The sequence below is a fragment of the Thermoleptolyngbya sp. PKUAC-SCTB121 genome (assembly GCF_016919485.1).
Lineage (GTDB): Bacteria > Cyanobacteriota > Cyanobacteriia > Elainellales > Elainellaceae > Thermoleptolyngbya > Thermoleptolyngbya sichuanensis.
Genome location: NZ_CP070366.1, coordinates 4581751 through 4604698, shown reverse-complemented (window position 1 = coordinate 4604698; position 22948 = coordinate 4581751). Strand labels below are relative to the sequence as shown.

The following is a 22948-nucleotide window of genomic DNA, read 5'->3' as shown; positions in this document are numbered from 1 at the left end:
AGGCCCCAACCAGGCGAACATTTCTAGTCGCTGGTCGAGTGCTTTGGGGGCTTAGTGTATCTGGCCTTGAGGCACGAGCGGTTGTGCGATGCAGGGATGGACTTGGGACAGCAGGCAGTGTTGTAAAAGTTAGCGGAGAAGCTTGAGCAATTTCTGAGGACGTGTTTTGGGACAAAGGGGTTTTTAGTGTAGACATGGCTATAGACACGGCAAATATGGGTTAATAATGACGAACTCTTGAGCTAGATGGAATTGCTGGAGACTATTTGGAATTGCGAAACTCCTAGTATCTTATAGGTGATTTTTTTGTGAAAAGATTTTTTATAGGCTTTCTTTCGTTTTTTGAAGGGTCTATTCAGTTGGGCGGCGGAGCGATTTCAGCCACTTCAGCAGCGAGATGGGCAGCGAAATGGGCGAGAGCAGCGTGGCAACAATTAGCACTAGCCAAGATAGAGAGTCTGTTTTGGGGGTTGAAGGGTCTTTTAGGAAAATGGATAGGTAAACGGTGAAGGCGATCGCCGAAAGTACAAGATAAGCGGTTAAAACGTGAGAAACGTGAACCATGTGAGTTTGAGTGGGAGCAGAAAACGGTTCCTGATACGGAGCCAGTAGCCTTGAAGGTTGAACTAGAATCGGCGCTGATTTTATAGAGGCATCCAATAGAGGCATCCGCAATGGGCAAGGGGATCTTGAAAACACTGCGATCGCGACAGGGGCTTGTCCTAAAAACAGGGCGATCGCCCTACCGCTCTATCCAGTCCTCCACTACGCTCATCCGCCAAACCCAGATTTGCTGGATTTTGCCCAACCGTCTGGCCCTTGGTGCGCTCCCGAAACCAGACTACGCTGGCATCCTCGCTGCTGCCAACGTAGAGGTGGTGCTGTCATTCTGTGCCGAAGCAGAAGGGCCGCTGCCGCAAGCGATTGCAGAAAAATTCCACTGTCAGCGATATATTCTGCCAAATCAATCCTACTTGGTTCCGCTTCAGGTTCAACACTTTGAGGTGGCGACAGAACTGCTGCATCAGCACCTCCGCCGCCAGCGCCCGGTCTACGTCTACTGTCGGCGGGGAATAGAGCGATCGCCCTTGGTGTGTGCCGCCTATTTGTGCCGCTATCATCAGCTAGAGGTGTGGGAAGCGCTGCGCTACGTTCAGCAGGTGCAGGCGATCGCAGCACCCACCAGCGCACAAATCAAAATATTGCAGGCATTTGTCAGCCAAAGTTCAAAATTCCCAGATCCTACTCAGATCTCCGTGTAGGCAGCGGGCCTGGAAGTCTGTCAAGGGCAGTTTGCCGAGAATGTGGCAGCAAAAATGGCTCCGAAACTTTACGGATTTGCCGCTTAAACTGCTTAGAAATTCCGCAATATTTCGGAATCCAAGCCAACAGGAAGTGCCTTTAGTCTTAAAAGTTTTGCTATTTTTAGCGTTCAATGAGCCTCTGGACTTCGGACGTAAATTTACTGAAAATTTGTGGCTTGAGTCGTTCAATATTTCGCAACATGGGGAATACTTTGTTTACAAATGCAATTTGGCAGTTTCAGGCTGCTCTGTGAACGAGTTCACTCCCAGTTTGAAATCCAAGCTTAAGACCCATATAATCCGGCGAAGCCATCGTTAGAGGCAATATGCATTAAGGCAGCGAATTTAGGGATAAAACGCCAGACAGTCCCAAGAACGAACTTTAGGCTTCGACTATTAGTTTGACTATTAAATGGTTTGAGGTTACGTCTAACGCTCTTCTAATGATTCATGAAGCCTTACTTTTCGCGGATTCCTTTTGGTTTCTTAATTTTACAGGCTTATCGCTGATTCAGACACAAAGCGTCTGATTGATTCAGGCTTCAAAAGTATTTGAGTGGGGTTATTCGGGGCGATCGCCCTTGTTTTTTGTGCCGCGATTTTCGCACATCCGATTTCGTGTATCTATCCATCTACCTCTGTCCAGCTATGTCTCCTATCACCTGCTGTGCCACCGTCGTTTTTGTTGATGCAGCTACGCCAGATTATCAAACCCTAATTGCTGGCATCCATCCCGATATTGACGTTCAAATTCTCGACCCTGGGCAAGATGGAATTCAGCAAATTACCGACTATCTAGCAGGGCGCAGCAACATCAGCAGCGTCCACATTATCTCCCACGGCAGCACAGGCAGCCTCCATCTCGGCTCCACCGTGCTAAATCGCAGCACCCTGGCACACTACAGCACGTTCCTGCAATCCTGGTCTGCGGCGCTGACGGAAGATGCCGATATCCTGCTCTACGGCTGCAACATTGCCAGTGGCGAGGGCAGCGCGTTTGTGCAGCAGCTAGCCGCCCTCACAGGAGCCAATCTCGCAGCCTCAACGAACCTCACAGGCAGTGCTGCCCTCGGCGGCGACTGGGCGCTAGAGTACACCACAGGCAGCATCGAAGCAAGCAATCCTTTCAACGCGGATGCCCTCAACTCTTACAAAGGGATTCTGCCTGCGATTCCGACGGGCAGCATTGTCGTGCTGCGAACTGGCGACGGCAGCGCCCTGCTGACCAATGCAGCCACTGCTGTTTTTTTGGATGTATACGATACGAGTGGCAGCCTGCTGCAATCCATCGCCATGCCAACTACGGTTGATGGCAGCAACCGACGATTGACCCTGAGTGGCACAGCAGATTTAGAAGGGGGATTAAGTCTCTCAACAGATGGTCGATACCTGGTTTTAGCAGGCTATGACGCGAGTGTTGGCACTCTGGCGATCGCCAGCACCACCAGCACAGCAGTCAACCGAGTGATTGCTCGCGTTGATATGAACGGGACGGTAGATACCTCCACACATCTGACCAGTAGTTTTAGTGGGAATAGTGTTCGGAGTGTTGCTTCCGTAGATGGCAGCAGCTTTTGGGTCGCTGGAGTATCTAGCAATAACACAGGCGGGATTCACTATGTACCCTACGGCGACACAGGAACGCGGCTGACCACGGTGGATGGTGCAGTCCGGAGTGTGGGAATCTTCGATGGGCGTTTGTATACCACAGCGGGCAGTTCGACTAGCCCCACCCATGTCGGACTAAATACTATTGGCACTGGATTACCCGAAAGCGGATCTATCCCAATTACAGCGGTTCCTGGCACATCAAGCGGCAACTCCCCGTTTGAATTTGTCCTGCTGGACCGGGATGCAACGGTTGCAGGAGTTGACACGCTTTATATTGCAGATCGAAGTCCGGATGCATCAGGAGGCGGAATCCGGAAGTATTCCTTTGATGGCACAACCTGGACACTGCGCCAGCGGCTCGTCGGTCAATTCAGCGGTTTGACAGGTCAAGTTGTCGGCAGCACGGTTGAACTGTATGCCACGCGAGGGAATGGAGCAAATAACTCGCTGGTTCGGATTGTAGACACGGCTGCTTTTAACGCTGATATCAATGCAACATTAACCGTCCTGGCAACGGCTGGGGCAAACCAGGTTTTTCGGGGGGTGGCGTTTTCGCCGAGCGCAGTGGTGAACCAGCCACCCGTTGCGAATGATGGCACGTTAACCACAGATGAAGATACAGCATTTTCGGGAACCCTGTCTGGGTCAGATCCGGAGGGGGCGGCGCTGACCTATAGCATCGTGAATCAGCCCGCTAGTGGCACGGTGACCCTCACAGATGCGGCAACTGGAGCGTACATATTTACACCAAATGCAAACTTTAATGGCGGTGACTCATTTACGTTTAGCGTGAATGATGGCGTGAATGACTCTGGCACAGCAACTGTCACGATTACTGTCAATCCAGTGAACGATGCGCCGACGGCCGCTGGTGTGATTGTGACTACTAATGAGGATGAGGCCGTGTCGGGCTTTTTGCTTGGCGCAGATGTAGATGGGGATATGCTGACGTATGAGATTGTCACGGCTCCAACAAAAGGATCTGTCACGATTACGAATGCGGCAACCGGAGCCTTTACCTACACGCCGAATGCCGATGCGAACGGGGCAGATAGCTTTACCTACCGCGTGTTTGACGGAACGGTGTATTCCAACACGGCGACGGTGACCGTGGCGATCGCCCCCATTAACGATGCGCCCGTCGCCACCGATGGCAGCCTGACCACAACGAGGAATCAGCCTCAAAATGGAACCGTGGCGGCGGCCGATGTGGATGGCGACATGCTGACCTACAGCGTTGTGACTGGGCCAGCCAGCGGCACGCTAACCAGCTTTGACGCGGCGACTGGGGCGTTTACTTACCTGCCCAATGCGGGACACGTTGGGCCCGACAGTTTCTCCTTCCAGGCGAATGACGGCAGCGGGGCAGCCAATGCGCTCTCGAATGTGGCGACTGTGAGCATTGTGGTCAACTTTGGCAACAACGCCCCCGTAGCCAATGGCGACAGTTTGGTGACCAACGAAGATGCGGCAGTGCTAGGGACGCTCTCTGGCACAGATGGCGACAATGATCCGCTGATCTATGCGATCGCCACTGGGCCCAGCCAGGGAAGCATCACGGCGTTTGATCCCAACACGGGCGCATTCACCTACACGCCGAACCCCAATGCCAACGGCTCGGACAGCTTCTCATTCCGCGTGTTCGATGGATTTGAGGAATCAGAACCCGCAACCATCACCATTACCATCACCCCGGTCAATGATGCGCCCGTCGCCAATGCTGCAACGCTAAACACTCGGACGGGTAAAACCGAGGCGGGGGTACTGACGGCAACGGACGTGGAAGGCGATCCGCTGAGCTTCAGCATCGTTTCGGCTCCGACCAATGGCACGGTCACGATTATCAATGCACTGACGGGAGAATATACCTACACCCCCAACGCCGGATTTTCGGGCAGCGACAGCTTTACCTTTCGGGCAAACGATGGAACGGATGACTCCGCCCCCGCAACGGTCAGCATTACGGTTGCGCCCAACAGCGCCCCCGTTGCGACCAATGGCAGCCTCAATACCCGCGTTAATGCGGAAAGATCGGGGCGGCTTGTGGCCACCGATCCCGATGGCGACATCATCCGCTTTAGCATTGTGACTGCGCCCAGCTACGGGTCTGTGGTGATTACCAACACGGCAACAGGAACCTACACCTACACGCCCAATCCTGGCTATAGCGGGCCAGACAGTTTCGTTTTTCAAGTCACCGACGACGTATTCAATGCAACGGGCACCATTTCTGTGCTGGTGGCGGCCAACCAGGCCCCGGTGTTGACTGCACCCTTGCCGCGTCGCGGTGCCACCGAAAGGCTGCCGTTTGTGGCCCAGCTTCCGCTCACCGCCTTTGTTGATCCAGACGGGGATTCTTTGACCTACACCGCAACCCTGGCCAATGGTGCGCCGCTGCCCGCTTGGTTGACTTTTAATGCAGCAACTCGAACATTTTCGGGTACGCCTGCGAATGGGGATGTGGGCACGATTGCGCTGCGGGTTGTAGCGACCGATCCCAGTGGGGTGCAGGGTACGGGCACATTCACGCTGACGGTGCTGAATATTAACGATGCGCCAGTGCTGCAAAAGCCGATCGGGAATCGGACGGCAGTGGCGGGGCAGGGCTTTGGCCTGATGCTGGAGTCGGATACGTTTGTGGACATAGACGCAGGCGATGTACTGACCTATACGGCGAGTTTGAGCGACGGTCGTCCGCTGCCTGCGTGGCTAACGTTTGACCCCGTGACGCGCACCTTTAGCGGCACCCCTGCGGGCGGAAACGCAGGTAGCTATCGCATCGTTGTGCGGGCCACAGATCGTTCGGGCATGAGTGCGGTTGACGAATTTGATCTGCTGGTCAGGTCAGACAGTGGGTTGCCGCCGCAGGGCCCGAAGAAACTGAATCGGATGAAGGGGTCGCCCCGGCCGGATCGGATTCGTGGAACACGACGGGGCGATCGCATCGAGGGGTTTGACGGCAACGACGTGATCGAGGGTCTGGGTGGCGACGACTATATCTTGGGTGGCGCTGGCATCGATCGGCTCGTGGGCGGCGGCGGAAATGACACGCTGGTCGGCGGGCGCGGGGCGGACGTGCTAGTTGGGGGCGCGGGCAACGATGTGCTGATTGCGGGCGAAACGACTGATTTTCTGCGCGGATTCCAGGAGGCGACGGCAATCTGGGGGGCGATCGCCACAAATGTTTTGAAGGGCGGAAAGGGCAACGACCTGCTGGTGGGCGGTGGACGCAGCGATCTGATGATTGGAGGCGCGGGCCGCGATACGTTTGTCCTCGCCAAGCATGGTGGCGCTGATGTCATCCGAGATTTCAAAGTGGGCGTTGATGTCATCGGGCTGGCGAAGGGGTTGACCTTCCGCGAACTGCGGATTCAGCAGTTGAGCCAGGGGGCCCGCATCTGGCTAAATGGTTCGGATGAGGTGATTGCGGAACTGTCGGGCGTGCAGGCGAACAAGCTGACCGCTGCCAGCTTCGTGCCACTGACGCGGCTACCGCTTTAGCCCAATCATCCGGGGCTACTGTATCAGAATGGATGCTCTGGCCTCGCCCTGAGGCCGCCAAAATGGAATTTTTTCTAAATCTGCTGTTTTGACGACAGAATCTCATCTGGCTGCCGAGCAAGTATATTGGCATATTGTTAAGCTTACTTGCATTGCTGCTATCTTTGAATAGCAGAGGGGTCAGCCAATGGTCAGAAAAAGAGTCAGACGACAGAATTGGTTTTTGAGGTGGGCGTGGGTTGGGCTACTGGTAGGATTGTTGGGATCTTGCAATGTGGCTTCCAATGTGGCTCCTGAGTCGGCACTGCCCGTTGCACAGGAGCTAGTCACGCTGACGGTTTCAGCGGCGGCCGACCTAAACTACGTGTTTCCCGAAATTGGCAAGCAGTGGGAGGCGGAAACCGGACATCGGGTTACGTTTAACCTGGGTTCAACCGGACAATTGGCACAGCAAATTGAGCGGGGCGCACCCGTTGATTTATTTGCCGCAGCCAACCGGAAATTTATCGAAGATTTGGACGAGAAAGGGCTGATTCGATCCGAAACGAAGACGCTGTATGGCGTGGGGCGAATTGTGCTGTGGCAGAGAGCAGATAGTCCCCTGGATCTGAAAACCCTGCAAGACTTGACGAAGCCGGAGGTGACACGGGTTGCGATCGCCAATCCAGACCACGCGCCCTACGGGGTCGCCGCCCGCGAAGCGATGCAGTCTGCCGGGATTTGGGATGCGATTCAGCCCAAGCTGGTTTTTGGGGAAAACATTAAGCAAACCCAGCAGTATGCCGAAACGGGGAACGTGGAAGTGGCGATCGCCGCCCTTTCGATTAGCGTCGGCAAACCCGGAAAATGGACGCTGATTCCGGCGGAATTGCACCAGCCCTTGGAGCAGATGCTGGCCGTGCCCAAGTCCGCGCCGCATCCCGAACTGGCTCAGCAGTTTGCCGCATTTATTAATGGGGAGAAGGGTCGGCCCCTCATGAGAAAATACGGTTTCGTTTTGCCGGGAGAGGAGCTAGTCCTATGATTTTGCAGCCGTCGATCCTCTCTCTCCAGGTCACCTTGGTCGCCAGCGCTTTGATTCTGGTGTTTGGGCTAGGGTTGGGAATTTTTTTGGCGCGGGTGCAGTTTCGGGGACAGATTTTTGTGTCTACGTTGCTGAATTTGCCGCTGGTGCTGCCACCCAGCGTCGTGGGCTATTTTTTGCTGCTGGCTCTGGGACGCGGTAGCCCGATTAGGGAATGGCTGAAGATTGATTTGCTCTTCACTTGGCAGGCGGCGGCGATCGCCTCGGCGGTGGTAGCGCTGCCGCTGATGGTGGAATCGACCCGTGCGGCGATCGCCAACGTCAGCCCAGAGCTAGAGGCCGCCGCCCGCACGCTGGGTTCAACGGAGCCAGAAGTGCTGTGGCGGATTACCCTGCCGCTTGCCCATCGCGGCATTTTGGCGGGCTTTGGGCTGAGCGTGGCGCGGGGATTGGGAGAATTTGGCGCAACGCTGATGGTGGCAGGCAGTATCCCCGGCCGCACCCAGACCCTCCCCCTGGCAATTTACGATGCCGTGCAGATGCAGCGCTATGGGCTGGCAAATACGATGGTGCTGATAATGACGGCGATCGCCTTTGCTCTGTTGTGGTGGGTGCGGCACTTGGAGTCCAAACAATCTCCTTCGCAGTTGCCAATCGCAATTTGCTCAGAGATCGACTCAGAGATCGACTTAGAGATCAACTCAGAGGTCAACCCAGATGAGCCTATTGGTGGATATTCAGAAGCGGCTCCCCAGCTACACCCTGAACGTGGCCTTCAGCGCTGAACGAGAGCCACTCGGCATTTTGGGCGGGTCAGGATCGGGCAAAAGCATGACCCTCCGCTGCATCGCGGGCATTGAAACCCCTACCAGCGGCACCATCGTGCTGAACAATCGCATTCTCTACGACTCGCGCAAAGGCATTAACCTCCCCAGCCGCGATCGCCGCGTGGGGTTTCTGTTTCAAAACTATGCGTTGTTTCCGCATCTCACGGTTGCCCAAAACATCGCCTACGGACTGAGTAAGCGCCAGGGGTCAAAACAAGAAAAGCGAGAACTCGTCCAAACCGTCGAAGCGCAGCTTGGGCGCGTTCAGCTTGCCGGATTTGGAAACCGCTATCCTCATCAGCTTTCCGGCGGACAACAGCAGCGGGTTGCCTTAGCCCGCGCCCTAATCACTGAACCAGATCTGCTGCTGCTGGATGAACCCTTTTCCGCCCTGGATACTCACCTCCGCAGCGAGCTGGAAAAGCAGTTGATTAAAACTCTCTCGGGCTACCAGGGACTCACGCTGTTTGTTAGCCACAATCTGAACGAAGCCTACCGCATTTGTGAGCAACTGCTCGTTCTCTCCGCCGGAAAAGTGATTGCCAGCGGACAGAAACAGGATATCTTCGATCGCCCTGAAACCATGAGCGTTGCCCGGCTAACCGGATGTAAAAACTACTCCTGCATTCAGCCAATCAATCGACAAACGGTACGGGCGCTGGATTGGAACTGCACGCTTCAAATGGATGCTCCCATTGATGGCAGACATACACACATTGGCATCCGTGCCCATCACATCTGCTTTCTAGAAACGCCCCATCGCCCTAATACCTTCCCGGCTTGGCTAGCTTGGGCTAGCGAAACACCTCACCACATGACCCTATATCTCAAGCTTGGAGAGCCATCCAGCCATGCAGATGATTATCATCTCCAGGCTGAAGTTTTGAAAGAAAAGTGGGACGCGCTGAAACATCGGCCGCAGCCCTGGATCGCTTGTCTCGATGCCCAGAAACTACTCCTACTGAAAAACTTCTGAGGATAGATCATGAAACGCCCAAACTGGTTGACTTTCATCACTTGTGTATTGTTGAGTTTGATGCTTAGCGTCAGTTGTGCAACCCAGCCCCCCCTTGCGGAGCCTGTCGAGCTAACCGTTTCCTCTGCGATCGCACTCACGGAACCCCTAGAAGCCCTTAAGCCGCTCTACCAGGCCGAACACCCCAACATCACGATTACCTACAACTTTGGTGCATCAGGCGAACTGCGCCAGCAAATTCAGAGCGGTGCGCCCGTCGATATTTTTATATCAGCCGCTCAAAAAGACATGAATGACCTAGAGCAAGACGGTCTGCTGCTTCCAGAAACGCGCAATGACTTAGTGAAGAATCAAATCGTTCTTGTGGTTCCCAAAAACTCTACCGCAATTCAAAGCCTGCAAGATCTAACCCAAGAAAGCGTCAAGCGGATTGCAGTTGGAAACCCCGATACCGTACCCATTGGGCGGTACTCGGAAGAAGTTTTCAAGAACCTGAACCTGCTGGATCAGGTGAAGCCTAAGTTTGTATTTGGCAAGAACGTGCGCCAAGTTTTAGGCTATGTAGAATCTGGCAACGTCGATGCAGCCCTGGTTTGGGTTACGGATGCCAAAACAACAGATCAGGTCAACATTGTGGAGGCGATCCCCGAAAATCTTCACTCTCCGACGCTCTATCCCCTGGCCGTGATCCGTGCCAGCGTCCATCCCGATCAGGCGAAAGAATATGTCCAATTTTTGCTTAGCCCCAAGGCTGCAGAAGTATTCGAGAGCTTCGGCTTCACGCCAGTTTCCTAGTCCGGCATGATAGCTTGAGATCGGATGCTATCCCGAAGTGAAGACCATCTCGAAGTGAAACCTATCTTGAAGTAAAAACTATCTTGAAGTGAAAAGCAGCAAATTGCGTTCAGCTTAACAGCCGTGAAGCAAGACTCAGACCTTTGCAATAATCTGAAGCAAATCCGGCTGCGGCTGGGCATGAGCCAGCAAGACCTAGCGGCGATCGCCGGAGTGTCGCGCCAGACCATCGGCGGCGTAGAGGCAGGACAATACGCACCATCTACAACCGTGGCGCTGCGGCTAGCCGGGGCGCTGGGCTGCCAGGTCGAAGACCTGTTTTGGCTGGAGCAAGATGCGGTGGAGTTGGATGCAATCCCGATCCGGGACTTTCCGACGGATCAGGCAATCCGACTCAGCCTGGCCCGAGTGGGCGGCCGGTGGATTGCACACCCGCTGAAGGGGGGCACCGCCTTTCGGACAGAAATGGTGCCTGCGGACGGGGAAGGTCGCTACGATTCGACTACCCAAATGCTGCGCGTCCACCTGCTCGATGATCTGGAAAAGCTGCACCGCACAGTTGTCATCGCGGGCTGCACGCCAGCACTGTCGCTGTGGGCGCGGGCGGCCGAGCGCTGGCATCCCGACCTGCGCGTACATTGGACGCTGGATAACAGCATGTGCGCCCTGGATCGGCTCTGTTGCGGAGAGGTGCATCTTGCGGGAATGCATCTCTACGATGCGGCCACGCAAGATCACAACGTTCCGTTTGTGAAAACTGCTCTGCAAACGCAAGCTGCCCTGCAAAATGTCTCTGCTGTGGTGATTAATTTGGGCAGTTGGGAAGAGGGGTTACTCATTCAGCCTGGAAACCCGCTGCATCTCAAAACGATTGAAGATCTGACTCGACCGGACGTAAAGATTGTGAATCGGGAAGCGGGGGCGGGTAGTCGGCAGGTGTTAGAGCGATCGCTCCAGGCAGCAGGCATTCCGCCGCAAGCGGTTCGAGGATTCGACACCCTGGCAGCGGGGCATCTGGAGGTGGCCAGGGCGATCGCCACTGGGCAGGCAAGCGCAGGCGTTAGCACTGCATCGGTTGCCGCAGCGTTTGGGCTAGAGTTCATCCCGCTGCATCACTCTCGCTATGATCTGGTAACGCTCCAATCCTATCTCGAAGAAGCGCCCGTGCAGCAGCTTTTGAGTACGCTGGGCCATCGTCGGGTTCTGTCGCAGCTACAAACGCTGGGCGGTTACGATACGAGTCAAACGGGGGATATTTTGAGTACCGTTATGTCTTCTTAAGTTCGTACATCTGCGACAGTATTTTGCATCCTGATTGAATCCGTCACTTATGTCTTTCACTGTTCCTAAAATTGCGGCAATCGCCCCCACTTGGCTATCATCTTCAGAGTCAGCAATCCTCTCTTCCGAAGACGTTCATCTGTGGCTCATGAATGTCGAAAGCTGTGCAGAAAGCCTGTTATTGTTTGAGCAAATCCTTTCACCCGATGAACACGCCAGAGCCGCAAAGTTTCGGCAAGAGGGCGATCGCACGCGATTCATCATCTGTCGGGGCACCCTGCGGTATCTGCTCAGTCGCTACACAGGTCTTTCTCCGGCTGCTATTCGCTTTTCCTACGACTCCTATGGCAAGCCGGTCTTTGCCCCGCCGTCTAGTGAAACTCCGCCGCTGCAATTCAACCTATCTCATGCTGGAGGGCTGGTGCTGTACGCTTTTACCCTTACCCACCCAATTGGCGTAGACCTAGAGCAGCACCGCCCGCTAGAGGTATCAGCCCTCGCCCGCACCTTTTTTTCAGAGGGAGAACGCGCTTTCCTGAGCAAATTTTCAACCGCCGAACAACTTGCTCAGTTCTTTCAACTCTGGACATGCAAAGAAGCATATCTGAAGGCGATCGGGCTGGGGCTGAGCGGGCTGGAGCAGGCTGAGATGGCGATCGCTCCTAACGGCTCAATTCGTGTCCCAGTATTCACTGATGCATCATCGTCTGATTCACACTGGCAGATTGAACCTATGTCGCTTGGCAATCATTTTTCTAGTGCGTTTGCAGTAAACAAGCCAGCTTTTAACCTGTATTGCTACCGTCTTTACGCCGTGCAAGATCTGATACAACTTATTTCCCCTAGTCCAACTGACTGCTGATGTATCCCCGAATTGCAGAAACGGCCACCACTCGCGGCGAGGCTAGATAGTTATTCCCCGTGGGATCGCCGCTGCGCCCCTTGAAGTTGCGATTGGTGGCGTAGATGCCGTTCTCGCCCGCCTCCAAAACGCCCCTGCCCGCGTTGATGCAGGCTCCGCAGCCCGACTTGAGAATTGTTGCACCCGCTGCCTCCAAGATCTCCACATAGCCCAAGACCTCGGCCTGTTGCAGCACAGCTTGCGACGCAGGGACGACAAACAGGCTGACCTGGGGCGCAACTCGGTTCCCGTTTAGCACTGCTGCCGCTTCGGCCAGGTCATGCAATTTGCCGCCCGTGCAGGAGCCGATAAACGCCTTGGTGATGGGAACCCGCCCCAACTGGCTAATGCCCACGACCTGATCGGGCTTGGGCGGACAGGCGACTTGGGGTTCTAGATGGGTCAGGTCAAACGTGTAGGTGCGTTCGTATTCTGCATCCGCAGAACTGGCGATCGCCCTCCCCAGTTCTGCCATCACCTCATCCTCCAGTTGTTCTTCCAAAGATTCGCCAGTGCGTTCCCTCTGGCGTTCTGCCAGATACTCCCACGTCACTGCATCAGGCGCGATCAGTCCGCACAGCGCCCCACACTCCACTGCCATATTCGCCAGCGTCATCCGCTCGTCCATCGGCAATCGGGCGATCGCCCCGCCGCAAAACTCCAGCACCCGCCCGATCGCCCCGTCGCAGCCCAACTGCCCCAGCAAAAACAGCATGATATCTTTGGCGCTGATCTCTGGTGCAGGCGTTCCCTCCAGGCAGATTCGCAGCGTCGGCGGCACGCGCAGCCACAGGTCGCCCGTTGCCAGCAAATTTGCCATGTCCGTCGTGCCGATGCCCGTGGAAAAGCAGCCAAACGCGCCATAGGTGCAGCTATGGGAATCCGTCCCTGCGATCACCATGCCCGGCCGCACAAACCCCCGCTCTGGCAGCAGCACATGGCAAATGCCCGCCGCCTCTCCGGGCGACACCACATCCAGCAGGTGGCAGCCTTGCTCCTCGGCAAACTGAACCATTTGCTGATAAAGCAGGTCAGCTTTGGGGTCAACCCGAATGTCGTTGATTTGAATAAAATGATCCGCCACCAGCACCAGGCGATCGCGCTCCCAAATCCTTGCCGACTCACCGAAATGCTGGTAGAAAAGCTGTGCTACCCCAGCGGCGATCGCATCGTGGGACATCGCCAAATCCACTCTGGCAAACACCACCTCACCGGGCTGTACAAACGCATTGCCCGATGCCCGCGCTAGCAGCTTTTCTGCCATCGTCATGGGGCGGCGCGGCGTGTCGCTGGGCGGCAGGGCTATGTCTCCGCGCAATCGCTGCTGGTTAAAGGCAAACAGTCCGCCTGCCTGCGTAATCGCCGCCACAATCGGGTGAGATTCTGCTTCGCCTAAGTGCTTTAAGGGCAAACCGATATTGATGCTGTTGCGATAAAAAATATCGGCAAAGGATCGCGCCCGAACCTCGCGGATACCCGCCGCTTTTAGGGCGATCGCTGCGATTTCTCGACTGGAGCCACAGCCGAAGTTTGCGCCTGCTTCGATTACGTCATAATTCATGAGTTGATCGATACCGATAATGTGTTCCAGCGCATACCGTTTCAGATGCGCTGGGTCGAGATTGGTTCCTCGCTTTGCGGGAATAATATCATCCGTATTGATATCATCTCCCAGAGTTAAAACCTTCTCAGATTGATTCGTAGGATGATTCTCAGGATGATTCTCAGGTGTGTTCATAGGGATTTGAATGATTTAGCTTTTGAATTGGTTAGATTTTGAATTGGTTAGCTGTTGAATCAGTTGCTCCGTGAAGGCTTTCGTATTCACAAACCGATCTTCTGGCGAGTCCACTAGGTCGGCTGTGCGATAGCCTGCCTCCAGCAGTTGCTCTTGGGCGATCGCCAGATGGGCCGCTGCGGTTCCCTCGTCCCACTGCCGCAACATTAACTCCACACTGGCCAGTGTCCCCATCGGATTGGCAATGCCCTTGCCTGCAATATCTGGCGCAGTGCCGTGAATCGCCTCGTACAGGCCAAAGCCGTCTGCGTTCAAGCTGGCAGACCCCAGCAGCCCAATCGACCCGGCGATCGCCCCGCCAATGTCGCTGAGGATGTCGCCAAACAGGTTGCCCGCCAAAATCACGTCAAACTGCTGCGGATTCATCACCAACTGCATCGCCAGATTGTCCACCAGCATGGGCACCAGCGCCACATCGGGAAACGCCGCCGCTTCTTCCTGCACGAGCCGCGTCCAGGGAAGGCAGGGCAGCGCATTTTCCTTGTGGGCGATCGCCAGTTTCTTGCGCCGCTGCTGGGCCTGCTGAAGCGCAACGCGGGCAATCCGCCGAATTTCGGAATCGGCATACTGCATTGTGTGAAAGCCGTAGGGGGCCGTCTCATCCACCCCGCGCCCCGACGGGCCAAAGTAAATGCCGCTGACTAGCTCTCGCACGAACAAAATGTCCACGCCGTCTAGCTTTTCCGGCTTGATCGACGAGCGATGCCGCAGACTTTTGACTGGGCGCACCGGGCGCAAATTGGCAAACAGGTCAAACTGCTTTCGCAACTCCAGCAAGCCCGCCTTTGACACCGCCCCGAATAAAATACCGTCTGCCCCCTCGCAGAGCCGCGCCGTCGCCTCCGGAAACCCTGTGCCAAACTGCTGTACGGCGGGTTCTCCCACCAGCCCATGCGTCACCCGCACCGAAAAGCCATGCAGCGTCGCCAAATGCGCCAGCACCGCCAGCGCCGCTTCTACGACCTCTGGGCCCACCCCTTCCCCTGGCAGTGCCACCAACCGATATTCTTGAATCCCCACAATCCCCACTTCCCACAGCGAACCTATGGATGATAATACGTCTGGCAGGAGATAGGAATCAGGGGTCAGGTTTTAGGGATCAGGATGATCTCAAATCCGGTTTACTGCTGGCGATCGCGGTGAGTAGGGCTGCGCTCCCTGGAGGTAGCAAGCTTTCCTAGGGTTGGCGATCGCGGCAGTGCTTAAAGAGCTTGTTTCAGTATCCGAGCCAGCAAGCCTTGGGGGAAGCTTTCCCCCAAAACCCCCGCTTGGGGGACGAAGCGCGTCCCCCAAACCCCCTCCGACCTCTGTTCTGCATAAGCATTAGGGATGGCGGGCCGTGCTTACGGCGGTCGGAGAGGGAGCTAGGACACTTGAAAGTCGTTCTGCCCTTGACCCCTGACCCCTGACTCCTGAAACCTACATCGGATGCGTTTTACGAAGACTAAGAGGCTCTATCGATTGTTGATCAGCATGGCGGCGCTGTACGTAGCGGCCTGTGGGCTGGTGTGGGCGGGGCAGACGCGGCTGATTTTTCGTCCCGATGCTGACATTCGCACTACGCCGGATGCGGTAGGATTGCGCTACGAAACCGTCGATTTGCCCGTAGGGACGGGGCGGGTGCGCGGCTGGTGGATTGGCGCGAATCGGGACGACGCACCGACGGTGCTATATTTCCACGGCACAGGCAGCAATTTGGGGGATCTGCCTCGACTGGCAGCGCAGATTCATGAATTAGGCTGGGCGGCCTTTTTCATCGACTATCGCGGCTATGGGCAGAGCCAAGGCAGCTTTCCTAGCGAACAGTCGGTCTATGCCGATGCGATCGCCGCCCTCGACTACCTCACCCAAACCCGCCGCATTCCGCCACAGCGCATCGTGGTTATGGGAAGATCCATCGGAGGGGCGATCGCCCTCGACCTAGCAGCCCACAATCCCGACCTGGCCGCCCTGGTTGTCGAAAGCTCGTTTACCTCCATGCGAGACATGATCCGCTACTTTGTTCCTGTGCCGCTTTTGCCTGTGGATCTTTTGCTGCATCAGCGGTTTGATTCCCTGGCAAAAGTGCGATCGCTCCAGATGCCGCTGCTGGTGATCCACGGGACGGGCGATCGCGTCGTGCCTGTTCACATGGGGCAAGCGCTCTACGAGGCCGCGCCGCCGCCCAAGGAACTGCTGCTGATTCCCCAGGCGGGCCACAGCAATTTGCGACGAATCAACCGGACGCTGTATTTCCATACGCTCCAGCGCTTCGTTACGCGCTACGCTGAGCCTGCTGCTGCCGGAATGTAGCGCCGCTATGCATCCAACCCCAAACCGATCTGTTGCCAGGTCTGTTGTCAGGAAATCGACACTGCCAAGCAAGGAATACTGTGAAGCAAGGAACACTGTGAAGCAAAGAATGTGGATCTCGAAACAGCAAATCTGGCAAGGGCTTGTGGTGCTAGCGGTGGTGCTAGCGGTGGTGCTAGGCATCCTGTTTCGGGGGTATGGGCTGGGCGATCGCGTGTATTGGGTGGATGAAGTCGCCACCTCGGTTCGCATTTCTGGCTACACCCGCGCCGAAGTCACCGCCCAACTCAGCGACGGCGTTCCTCGCACGCCCGCAGACCTCCAGCAGTTTTTGCATCCCGCCCCCGATTTGCCCTTAACCCAAGTCCTCCGTGCCCTGGCTCAAAGCCCCGAACACGCCCCGCTTTATTTCTTGCTAGCCCACGGCTGGACAAAACTTTGGGGCAGCAGCATAGTCGCCGTGCGATCGCTCTCGGTTCTATTCAGCCTGATCTCACTTGCGCTCATCGGGCGACTGGCTAGCCAGTTGTTTAATTCTGCCACTGCCGGGGCGATCGCCACGATGTTGCTCGCTCTATCGCCCTTTTTCGTATCCTATGCCCAAGAAGCGCGTCCCTACAGCCTGTGGAGCGTCACGCTGCTGTGGAGCAGTTTGGCGTTATGGAACGCGATGGGGTACGCAAAAGAGAGCATGAAACAGGACATGAAACAGAACGTGAAGCAGAACGCCGTTGGGAACGAGATGCCGCATTCGCTTCGGCGCTGGTTGACCTATGGATTCAGCATGGCGGTGGGGCTGTATACGTCGCTGCTGACGGTGCTGGTGTTTCTGGGGCATGGGCTATATGTGCTGAGAGTGGCCAGTTCGCGATGCGACCCGTCTCGGACTCGCGCTCAGCGGTGTGGGTTCCTCCAGGCAGCGACGCTGGCAGTCGGGCTATTTCTCCCGTGGGTGTTTGTCGTGCTGGGTCGCTGGGATACCCTGCAAGCCAATACTGAATGGATGCGCCAGCCAATGGGGGCGCTGTCGATGCTGGTGGTCTGGCTCTATAGTCTCGTCGTGCTGTTTTTTGACGCGCCTGTGGAACTGGGGCCAGTTTCGCTGGTGGCGGTCAAATTTCTCACTGCACTGCTCACCCTGGGGGCGATCGCCCTTGCGCTCCGGTGGACATTTCAGCAGCAGCATGTCGGAAGCTTCGTCGCCGCCCTGCTGCTGCCTGTTCCTGTGATTCTGGTGGCGCTGGATCTCATCCGTCAGGGCCAAGCCTCGGCCACATCGCGCTACCTCATCCCTGTCCAGCTTGCCGTACTAATTTCGGCAGCAGGCTGGCTCTCTGCGGGGCGTTCCTGGCAGCGCGGCGTTTTAGCCTTCCTGCTCACGGTCAGCTTTTCATCGGGTCTGTCCAACCTGCATCACATTCCCGACTATCAAAAATCTCGCAATCGCCACAACCCTGAAATCGCCGCCTTGGTGAATCGGCAGCCTTTACCCCAGATCGTTGCCGAGTCTCGCTATGCCCTCGATCTGGTATCCCTCAGCCAGTTCCTCAAACCCGATACCAGGGTTCAAATTCTGAGTCCTGCGTCCATGCCGCCGCAGCGATGTGAACCCTTCTTTCTGCTTAACCCATCTGCATCGCTCCAGCAGGACATTCAGCAGCGCGATCGCCCCCAGATTACCGAAGTTTTTCGCCCAAAAACCTTGACAGATTCAGACATTTATCTATCCCTCTGGCACGTTGAGAATCCCGATCGATCCTGTCCTTCTAGCTGAGTGATGTCGCTCCTCACTGCGTTCCTGTTGCGATGTTTCATGTAGCGCGATCGCCTCTCAAATTCCTGCAAAATCCGGGTCAAATCCTGGGACGATTGCTGGTATTCCTGATTCTGGCTGGCATCCTGTTTCGGGGGTATGGGCTGGGCGATCGCGTGTATTGGGTGGATGAAGTCGCCACCTCGGTTCGCATTTCTGGCTACACCCGCGCCGAAGTCACCGCCCAACTCAGCGACGGCGTTCCTCGCACGCCCGCAGACCTCCAGCAGTTTTTGCATCCCGCCCCCGATTTGCCCTTGACCCAAGTCCTCCGTGCCCTGGCTCAAAGCCCCGAACACGCCCCGCTTTATTTCTTGCTAGCCCACGGCTGGACAAAACTTTGGGGCAGCAGCATAGTCGCCGTGCGATCGCTCTCGGTTCTATTCAGCCTGATCTCACTTGCGCTCATCGGGCGACTGGCTAGCCAGTTGTTTAATTCTGCCACTGCCGGGGCGATCGCCACGATGTTGCTCGCTCTATCGCCCTTTTTCGTATCCTATGCCCAAGAAGCGCGTCCCTACAGCCTGTGGAGCGTCACGCTGCTGTGGAGCAGTTTGGCGTTATGGAACGCGATGGGGTACGCAAAAGAGAGCATGAAACAGGACATGAAACAGAACGTGAAGCAGAACACCGTTGGGAACGAGATGCCGCATTCGCTTCGGCGCTGGTTGACCTATGGATTCAGCATGGCGGTGGGGCTGTATACGTCGCTGCTGACGGCGCTGGTGTTTCTGGGGCATGGGCTGTATGTGCTGGGAGTGGGCAGTTCGCGATGCGACCCGTCTCGGACTCGCGCTCAGCGGTGTGGGTTCCTCCAGGCAGCGACGCTGGCAGTCGGGCTATTTCTCCCGTGGGTGTTTGTCGTGCTGGGTCGCTGGGATACCCTGCAAGCCAATACTGAATGGATGCGTCAGCCGATGGGCGTTTTGCCGCTGTTGGCAATCTGGCTCTACAACACCTCCATTTTGCTGTTTGACGTACCCGCCACGCTGTCCCCCGACCTGCCGACCGTCGCCAAACTGCTGACCTCCATGCTGCTGGTGCTGCTGCTGGCGATCGCCCTCCGCCATCTCGTCCGCCGCAGACCACGCCCGGTCTGGGGATTTGTCGTGCTGTTTGCCCTGACGATTCCTGCCCTGCTGCTGGGGCTAGATGTTGTCCGCAATAGCCAGCTTTCCACGGCTGCCCGCTATTTGCTGCCGTTTCACCTGGGTATGATTTTGGTGCTGTCTTCTTACCTCACTGACTCACTCTGCGCCAAATCCCCCTCTCGGCGGCGATTTGGGCGGGGGCTGATGCTTTGCCTGGTTGCCCTGTGCTTTCTGTCCTACGGCTTCCAACTTCAGCAGCCGCCCAAGTACCAGAAAAGTCGCAATCTGCACAATCGGGCGATCGCCGCGTTGATTAACCAAACCACTGGCCAGACCCTTCCCCCTCGCCTGATTGCCGAACCTGCCCAGGCGATGGATCTGGTCTCCCTCAGTCTCGACTTGCAGCCCCAAACGCAGATCCAGGTGATTGCCTCGATAGGCGAGAATTGGAGGGGCGATCGCCTATTATTAGAACCGTGCCAGCCTGTGTTTTTTTTGAATCCTTCAGCAGCGTTAATCACCCGCATTCAAACTGAAACAAACCAACCCGTTCAAGAAACCTATCGTCCCCAAAAACTAGTTCCCAATGAACTGGCTCTGTCTCTCTGGAAAGTTAACCAATCTTGCTCTTCTCCATGATTATGAAATCCTTAATCGATCAATTCCAGAAACAGCACAAAGCCTTTGCGGTTCATCAAGGGGAAAAGCTAGTCAGAAGCTTAGAGGATCTAATTGCGAAATATTCTGCTGTTGGTGACGGGGCTTTTTTTGAAGTTCAGCACTTTCCCTGGGTTGGACTTCTAGAAACAAACTGGAAAACGATTCGAGCAGAGTTAGACAATCTGCTGGAAGACGTGTATTCCATTCCCAATTTTCAAGACATCTCCACGGATCAGATCAGCATCACTCAGGACAATCTGTGGAAGACCTACTTTCTCTATGGTTATGGCTACAAAGCAGAGCAAAACTGCCTGCGCTGCCCCGAAACGACGCGCCTAGTTGAACAGATTCCTGGCATGAAAACGGCATTCTTTTCTATCCTGCTGCCCCATAAAGCTATCCCAGAACATCGCGGCCCCTATAAGGGATTGTTGCGCTATCACTTGGGGCTAAAAGTACCCTCAGCGGCAGAGCGGTGCGGCATTCGGGTGGGCAGCGGAGTGAGCCACTGGCAGGAGGGAAAAAGCCTGATTTTTGACGATACGTTTCCTCATTCCGCCTGGAATCATACAGATGACATGCGCGTAATTTTGTTTGTTGATTTCATCCGTCCAATGCGTGCGCCCGTATCCTGGTTCAATCAGTTTATGATCCAACTGATTGCCTGGTCGCCCTATGTACAGAGCGGTCGCAAAAATCTTTTAGAGTGGGAAGCCAGGCAGAAATAATCGACCCAAACCAGTGACAAGAGTGACAAGGCTTAATAATTAACTTAACAGCTAAATTTATATATGAAAATTGCAATTCTTACGTCTGGCTTTCTGCCCGTAATCGATGGGGTGACAGTCACTCTCCTCCACAGATTGAAGCGACTGAGCGAGTTGGGTCATCAGGTCTTAGTGTTTTGTCCAAGCTATGAATTGCTGGAATCGATCTATCCAAATTGGGCAGACTATACAGGACATTTTTTGCCTGGTGTAGAAGTTATCAATTTGCCAAGCACCTCATTTATGGGGGTTGAGTTTGAGCGCAATGTTACCTCAACATCCTATGATCTTGTGCTGCCAAGATTGGCGCAATTTCAGCCTGATGTTATTCATGTGGATGAACCCGATCGCCTCTTTCTTGGCTTTGGCAAAATTCCGGCGATCGCCCATGCGAAGACGCACCAGATCCCCTGCACCAGCTTCTATCACACCAATTTCTTGGAATATATTGACGACTTTTTTCCGCTGCCAGCCCCGCTGCAAACCTTAGTGAGGTGGCTTTGCAAAGTGTTCATTACTCAGCGGGTATTCAACGCCTATGATGTGACGCTAACGGGCAGCAAAACCACCTATGAAAAGCTGCAAAAACTGGGGATTAGGAATGCACTATACGAAGAATTGCTGGGCGTTGATCTAGCTGTCTTTAGCCCGACTCTCCGGCAGGAACTATTTTTTGAAAAGACCTATGGAATCGAGGTGGGCGATCGCACAAAACTTCTTTTCCTAGGGCGATTAACCCCAGACAAGGGCTGGAAATTCACGCTGAAAGCAGTTCTAAAGTTAGTCCAAAAACTGGGTTCAAATCGCATCTCGCTGCTGATTGCGGGGGATGGCGAACTGCGGGATACCATCCGTCAATCGCTAACGGGCGTGGTCGATTTTCACCTGCTGGGTCGCGTGTCTCCAAATCAGATTCCTGCGCTTATGGCAAATAGTGATATCCACGTCACAACCTCCAAGAAGGAAACCAAAGGGCTGACGCTGTTTGAAGCTTTTGCTGCTGGAATTCCCGCCGTTGCTCCAGCGGCAGGCGGTGTTCTGGACAGCATTCAGCCCGGAGTTAACGGTCTGCTCTATAAGCCAGACAACACGGCCGATTTTGTCGAAAAACTTCAGTTGCTTATCGAAGACCCAGACCTGCGGCAACGCCTGGGGCAGCAGGCGCGAGACTGGGTGCAGCCCTACGGTTGGGATCAGGCAGTTGATCGCCTGGTCAGCCTTTGGGCTTCGCGCCTGCCTGTTGCTACCAGCCCCTAATCCTCAGCGCGGCCACATATAGCCGACGTAGAGTAGAATGCTGTCGCGTCCGGGGTTTGGTGGGTATAGCTCGGCGTTGGAAATGTGGTGCCAGCGCAGCCCTACCATGAGGTGTTCCTGGTCTCGCATTCGGAAGGTTGCACCGCCGCCGACCTGGGGCGTGAAGTTGAACTGCGATCCACCCTCTGCGGGCACGTCTTCACTGGTGACCAGAAACCCTGCGCCGCCATCCACGTATAGCGACCAGGTGTCTTCTCGTACAAAGTGCCAGCGCAGGATCAGCCCAAGATTGAGACCCACCGCATCGTCTCCTGGCTGAATGAACTTGAGCTTATTCAATTCCAGGTTAATGCTGTGCCCATGGGCAAAGAAGTCCGTAATGCCTGCGCCCGCCAGCCCAAACGCTGCAAAGCCGTCATCATCTGGATCGAAGGAAATGGACGGCCCTGCCTGCGCGTACCAGTAATTTTGCCCAACGGCTCCAAAGCGTTCTGGGGCGGATGGTGCGGCTGGCTCAGCCTGGGCGATCGCCCTCCCGTCTGCATCTGGCTCCGGTGGGTAGTCGGCAGTAGCGGCCAATTCGGATGGCAACGGCGCTTCCATATTCAGCAAATCCGCCGCCTGGTAAGACGTAAGCGGCATCGGACTCTCCGCAATCGCATCAGTTGAATCTGGTGGAAGCAAGAATTCCGTCGATGCGGCGGGCAGCAACGCAGATGGAGAAGATTCAACCAATGCGGGGATAGAAGCTGGGGAAATATCGTCTTGGGGTAATGCTTCCTGGGAAAGGGCTGACATCGGAGAAAGCACGACAGCGCTCCACGATGTTGTCAGAATTAGCGCGGTGTAGGAAATCCTAGAAGAAACAGACTGGTGATTCAAAGAGGAGGCTCTTACAAGGTTATTAGGAATAGAAAATGTCATTTTTTTGATGGGTTTTGGATCTGCTCACGCTCAGCTTTTGAGAGTTGCTGTAAGCTCTGAATTCACGTTTTTGGAACAAGAGCATGAACAGTGCGGGTCATAGCCTGACATTAGGTGGGGTTAGAA

At 55.4% G+C, this 22948-nt stretch carries 17 protein-coding genes; 13 read left to right on the top strand and 4 right to left on the bottom strand.

All coding sequences use genetic code 11. The features are described 5' to 3' along the window. Window positions 1-351: 351 nt before the first annotated feature. Window positions 352-564, bottom strand: a complete 213-nt coding sequence (locus tag JTM80_RS18800; protein WP_172355461.1) for a hypothetical protein — start codon at window positions 562-564, stop codon at window positions 352-354. Window positions 565-674: 110 nt separating this feature from the next. Between JTM80_RS18800 and JTM80_RS18795 the strand changes: the two genes are divergently transcribed. The 8 genes from JTM80_RS18795 (at window position 675) to JTM80_RS18760 (ending at window position 12181) form a co-directional block, all read left to right on the top strand. After that, window positions 675-1262, top strand: a complete 588-nt coding sequence (locus JTM80_RS18795) for a dual specificity protein phosphatase family protein (protein WP_172355463.1) — start codon at window positions 675-677, stop codon at window positions 1260-1262. A gap of 690 nt (window positions 1263-1952) precedes the next feature. After that, on the top strand, window positions 1953-6416 hold the full coding sequence (locus JTM80_RS18790; protein WP_205370080.1) for an Ig-like domain-containing protein: 4464 nt from the start codon (window positions 1953-1955) through the stop codon (window positions 6414-6416). Window positions 6417-6603: 187 nt separating this feature from the next. Further along, a complete protein-coding gene (gene modA, locus JTM80_RS18785; RefSeq protein ID WP_205370077.1) occupies window positions 6604-7440 on the top strand; it encodes a molybdate ABC transporter substrate-binding protein in 837 nt (278 codons plus the stop codon). Then, window positions 7437-8225: a molybdate ABC transporter permease subunit gene (gene modB / locus JTM80_RS18780; protein WP_172355469.1), complete on the top strand. Its 789-nt coding sequence runs from the start codon at window positions 7437-7439 to the stop codon at window positions 8223-8225. Before modA (JTM80_RS18785) ends, modB begins: the two co-directional genes overlap by 4 nt. After that, window positions 8158-9243, top strand: coding sequence for a sulfate/molybdate ABC transporter ATP-binding protein (locus JTM80_RS18775; protein WP_205370076.1), 1086 nt, complete (start codon window positions 8158-8160; stop codon window positions 9241-9243). The genes modB and JTM80_RS18775 overlap by 68 nt, the downstream gene beginning before the upstream one ends. 60 nt (window positions 9244-9303) lie before the next feature. Then, complete coding sequence (gene modA, locus JTM80_RS18770; protein ID WP_205370075.1) at window positions 9304-10038, top strand: molybdate ABC transporter substrate-binding protein; 735 nt, start codon at window positions 9304-9306, stop codon at window positions 10036-10038. A 123-nt stretch (window positions 10039-10161) separates the two neighbouring features. After that, a complete protein-coding gene (locus JTM80_RS18765) occupies window positions 10162-11319 on the top strand; it encodes a substrate-binding domain-containing protein (RefSeq protein ID WP_205370074.1) in 1158 nt (385 codons plus the stop codon). A gap of 49 nt (window positions 11320-11368) precedes the next feature. Beyond that, window positions 11369-12181 (top strand): 4'-phosphopantetheinyl transferase superfamily protein, encoded by an 813-nt coding sequence (locus JTM80_RS18760; protein WP_205370073.1) that lies wholly within the window; start codon window positions 11369-11371, stop codon window positions 12179-12181. Here JTM80_RS18760 and JTM80_RS18755 read toward each other — a convergent pair. Then, window positions 12162-13958, bottom strand: coding sequence for an aconitase/3-isopropylmalate dehydratase large subunit family protein (locus JTM80_RS18755; RefSeq protein WP_205370072.1), 1797 nt, complete (start codon window positions 13956-13958; stop codon window positions 12162-12164). The genes JTM80_RS18760 and JTM80_RS18755 overlap by 20 nt on opposite strands. Before the next feature lie 15 nt (window positions 13959-13973). Beyond that, window positions 13974-15032 (bottom strand): 3-isopropylmalate dehydrogenase, encoded by a 1059-nt coding sequence (leuB, locus tag JTM80_RS18750; RefSeq protein WP_205371473.1) that lies wholly within the window; start codon window positions 15030-15032, stop codon window positions 13974-13976. A gap of 414 nt (window positions 15033-15446) precedes the next feature. Between leuB and JTM80_RS18745 the strand changes: the two genes are divergently transcribed. From JTM80_RS18745 to JTM80_RS18725, 5 genes are all read left to right on the top strand, one after another. Continuing rightward, the gene (locus JTM80_RS18745; RefSeq protein ID WP_205370071.1) at window positions 15447-16310 is read left to right on the top strand and encodes an alpha/beta hydrolase; all 864 of its coding nucleotides are present in this window, start codon (window positions 15447-15449) and stop codon (window positions 16308-16310) included. 109 nt (window positions 16311-16419) lie between these two features. Continuing rightward, window positions 16420-18084 (top strand): glycosyltransferase family 39 protein, encoded by a 1665-nt coding sequence (locus tag JTM80_RS18740; protein ID WP_205370070.1) that lies wholly within the window; start codon window positions 16420-16422, stop codon window positions 18082-18084. Window positions 18085-18116: 32 nt separating this feature from the next. Continuing rightward, window positions 18117-19853, top strand: a complete 1737-nt coding sequence (locus JTM80_RS18735; protein WP_205370068.1) for a glycosyltransferase family 39 protein — start codon at window positions 18117-18119, stop codon at window positions 19851-19853. Continuing rightward, the gene (locus tag JTM80_RS18730) at window positions 19838-20602 is read left to right on the top strand and encodes an aspartyl/asparaginyl beta-hydroxylase domain-containing protein (protein WP_205370066.1); all 765 of its coding nucleotides are present in this window, start codon (window positions 19838-19840) and stop codon (window positions 20600-20602) included. Before JTM80_RS18735 ends, JTM80_RS18730 begins: the two co-directional genes overlap by 16 nt. Window positions 20603-20665: 63 nt before the next feature. Continuing rightward, the gene (locus JTM80_RS18725; RefSeq protein ID WP_205370064.1) at window positions 20666-21898 is read left to right on the top strand and encodes a glycosyltransferase; all 1233 of its coding nucleotides are present in this window, start codon (window positions 20666-20668) and stop codon (window positions 21896-21898) included. Window positions 21899-21901: 3 nt separating this feature from the next. On the opposite strand, the gene JTM80_RS18720 is transcribed toward JTM80_RS18725, so the two are convergent. Next, the gene (locus JTM80_RS18720) at window positions 21902-22540 is read right to left on the bottom strand and encodes an acyloxyacyl hydrolase (protein WP_205370062.1); all 639 of its coding nucleotides are present in this window, start codon (window positions 22538-22540) and stop codon (window positions 21902-21904) included. Window positions 22541-22948 lie beyond the last annotated feature (408 nt).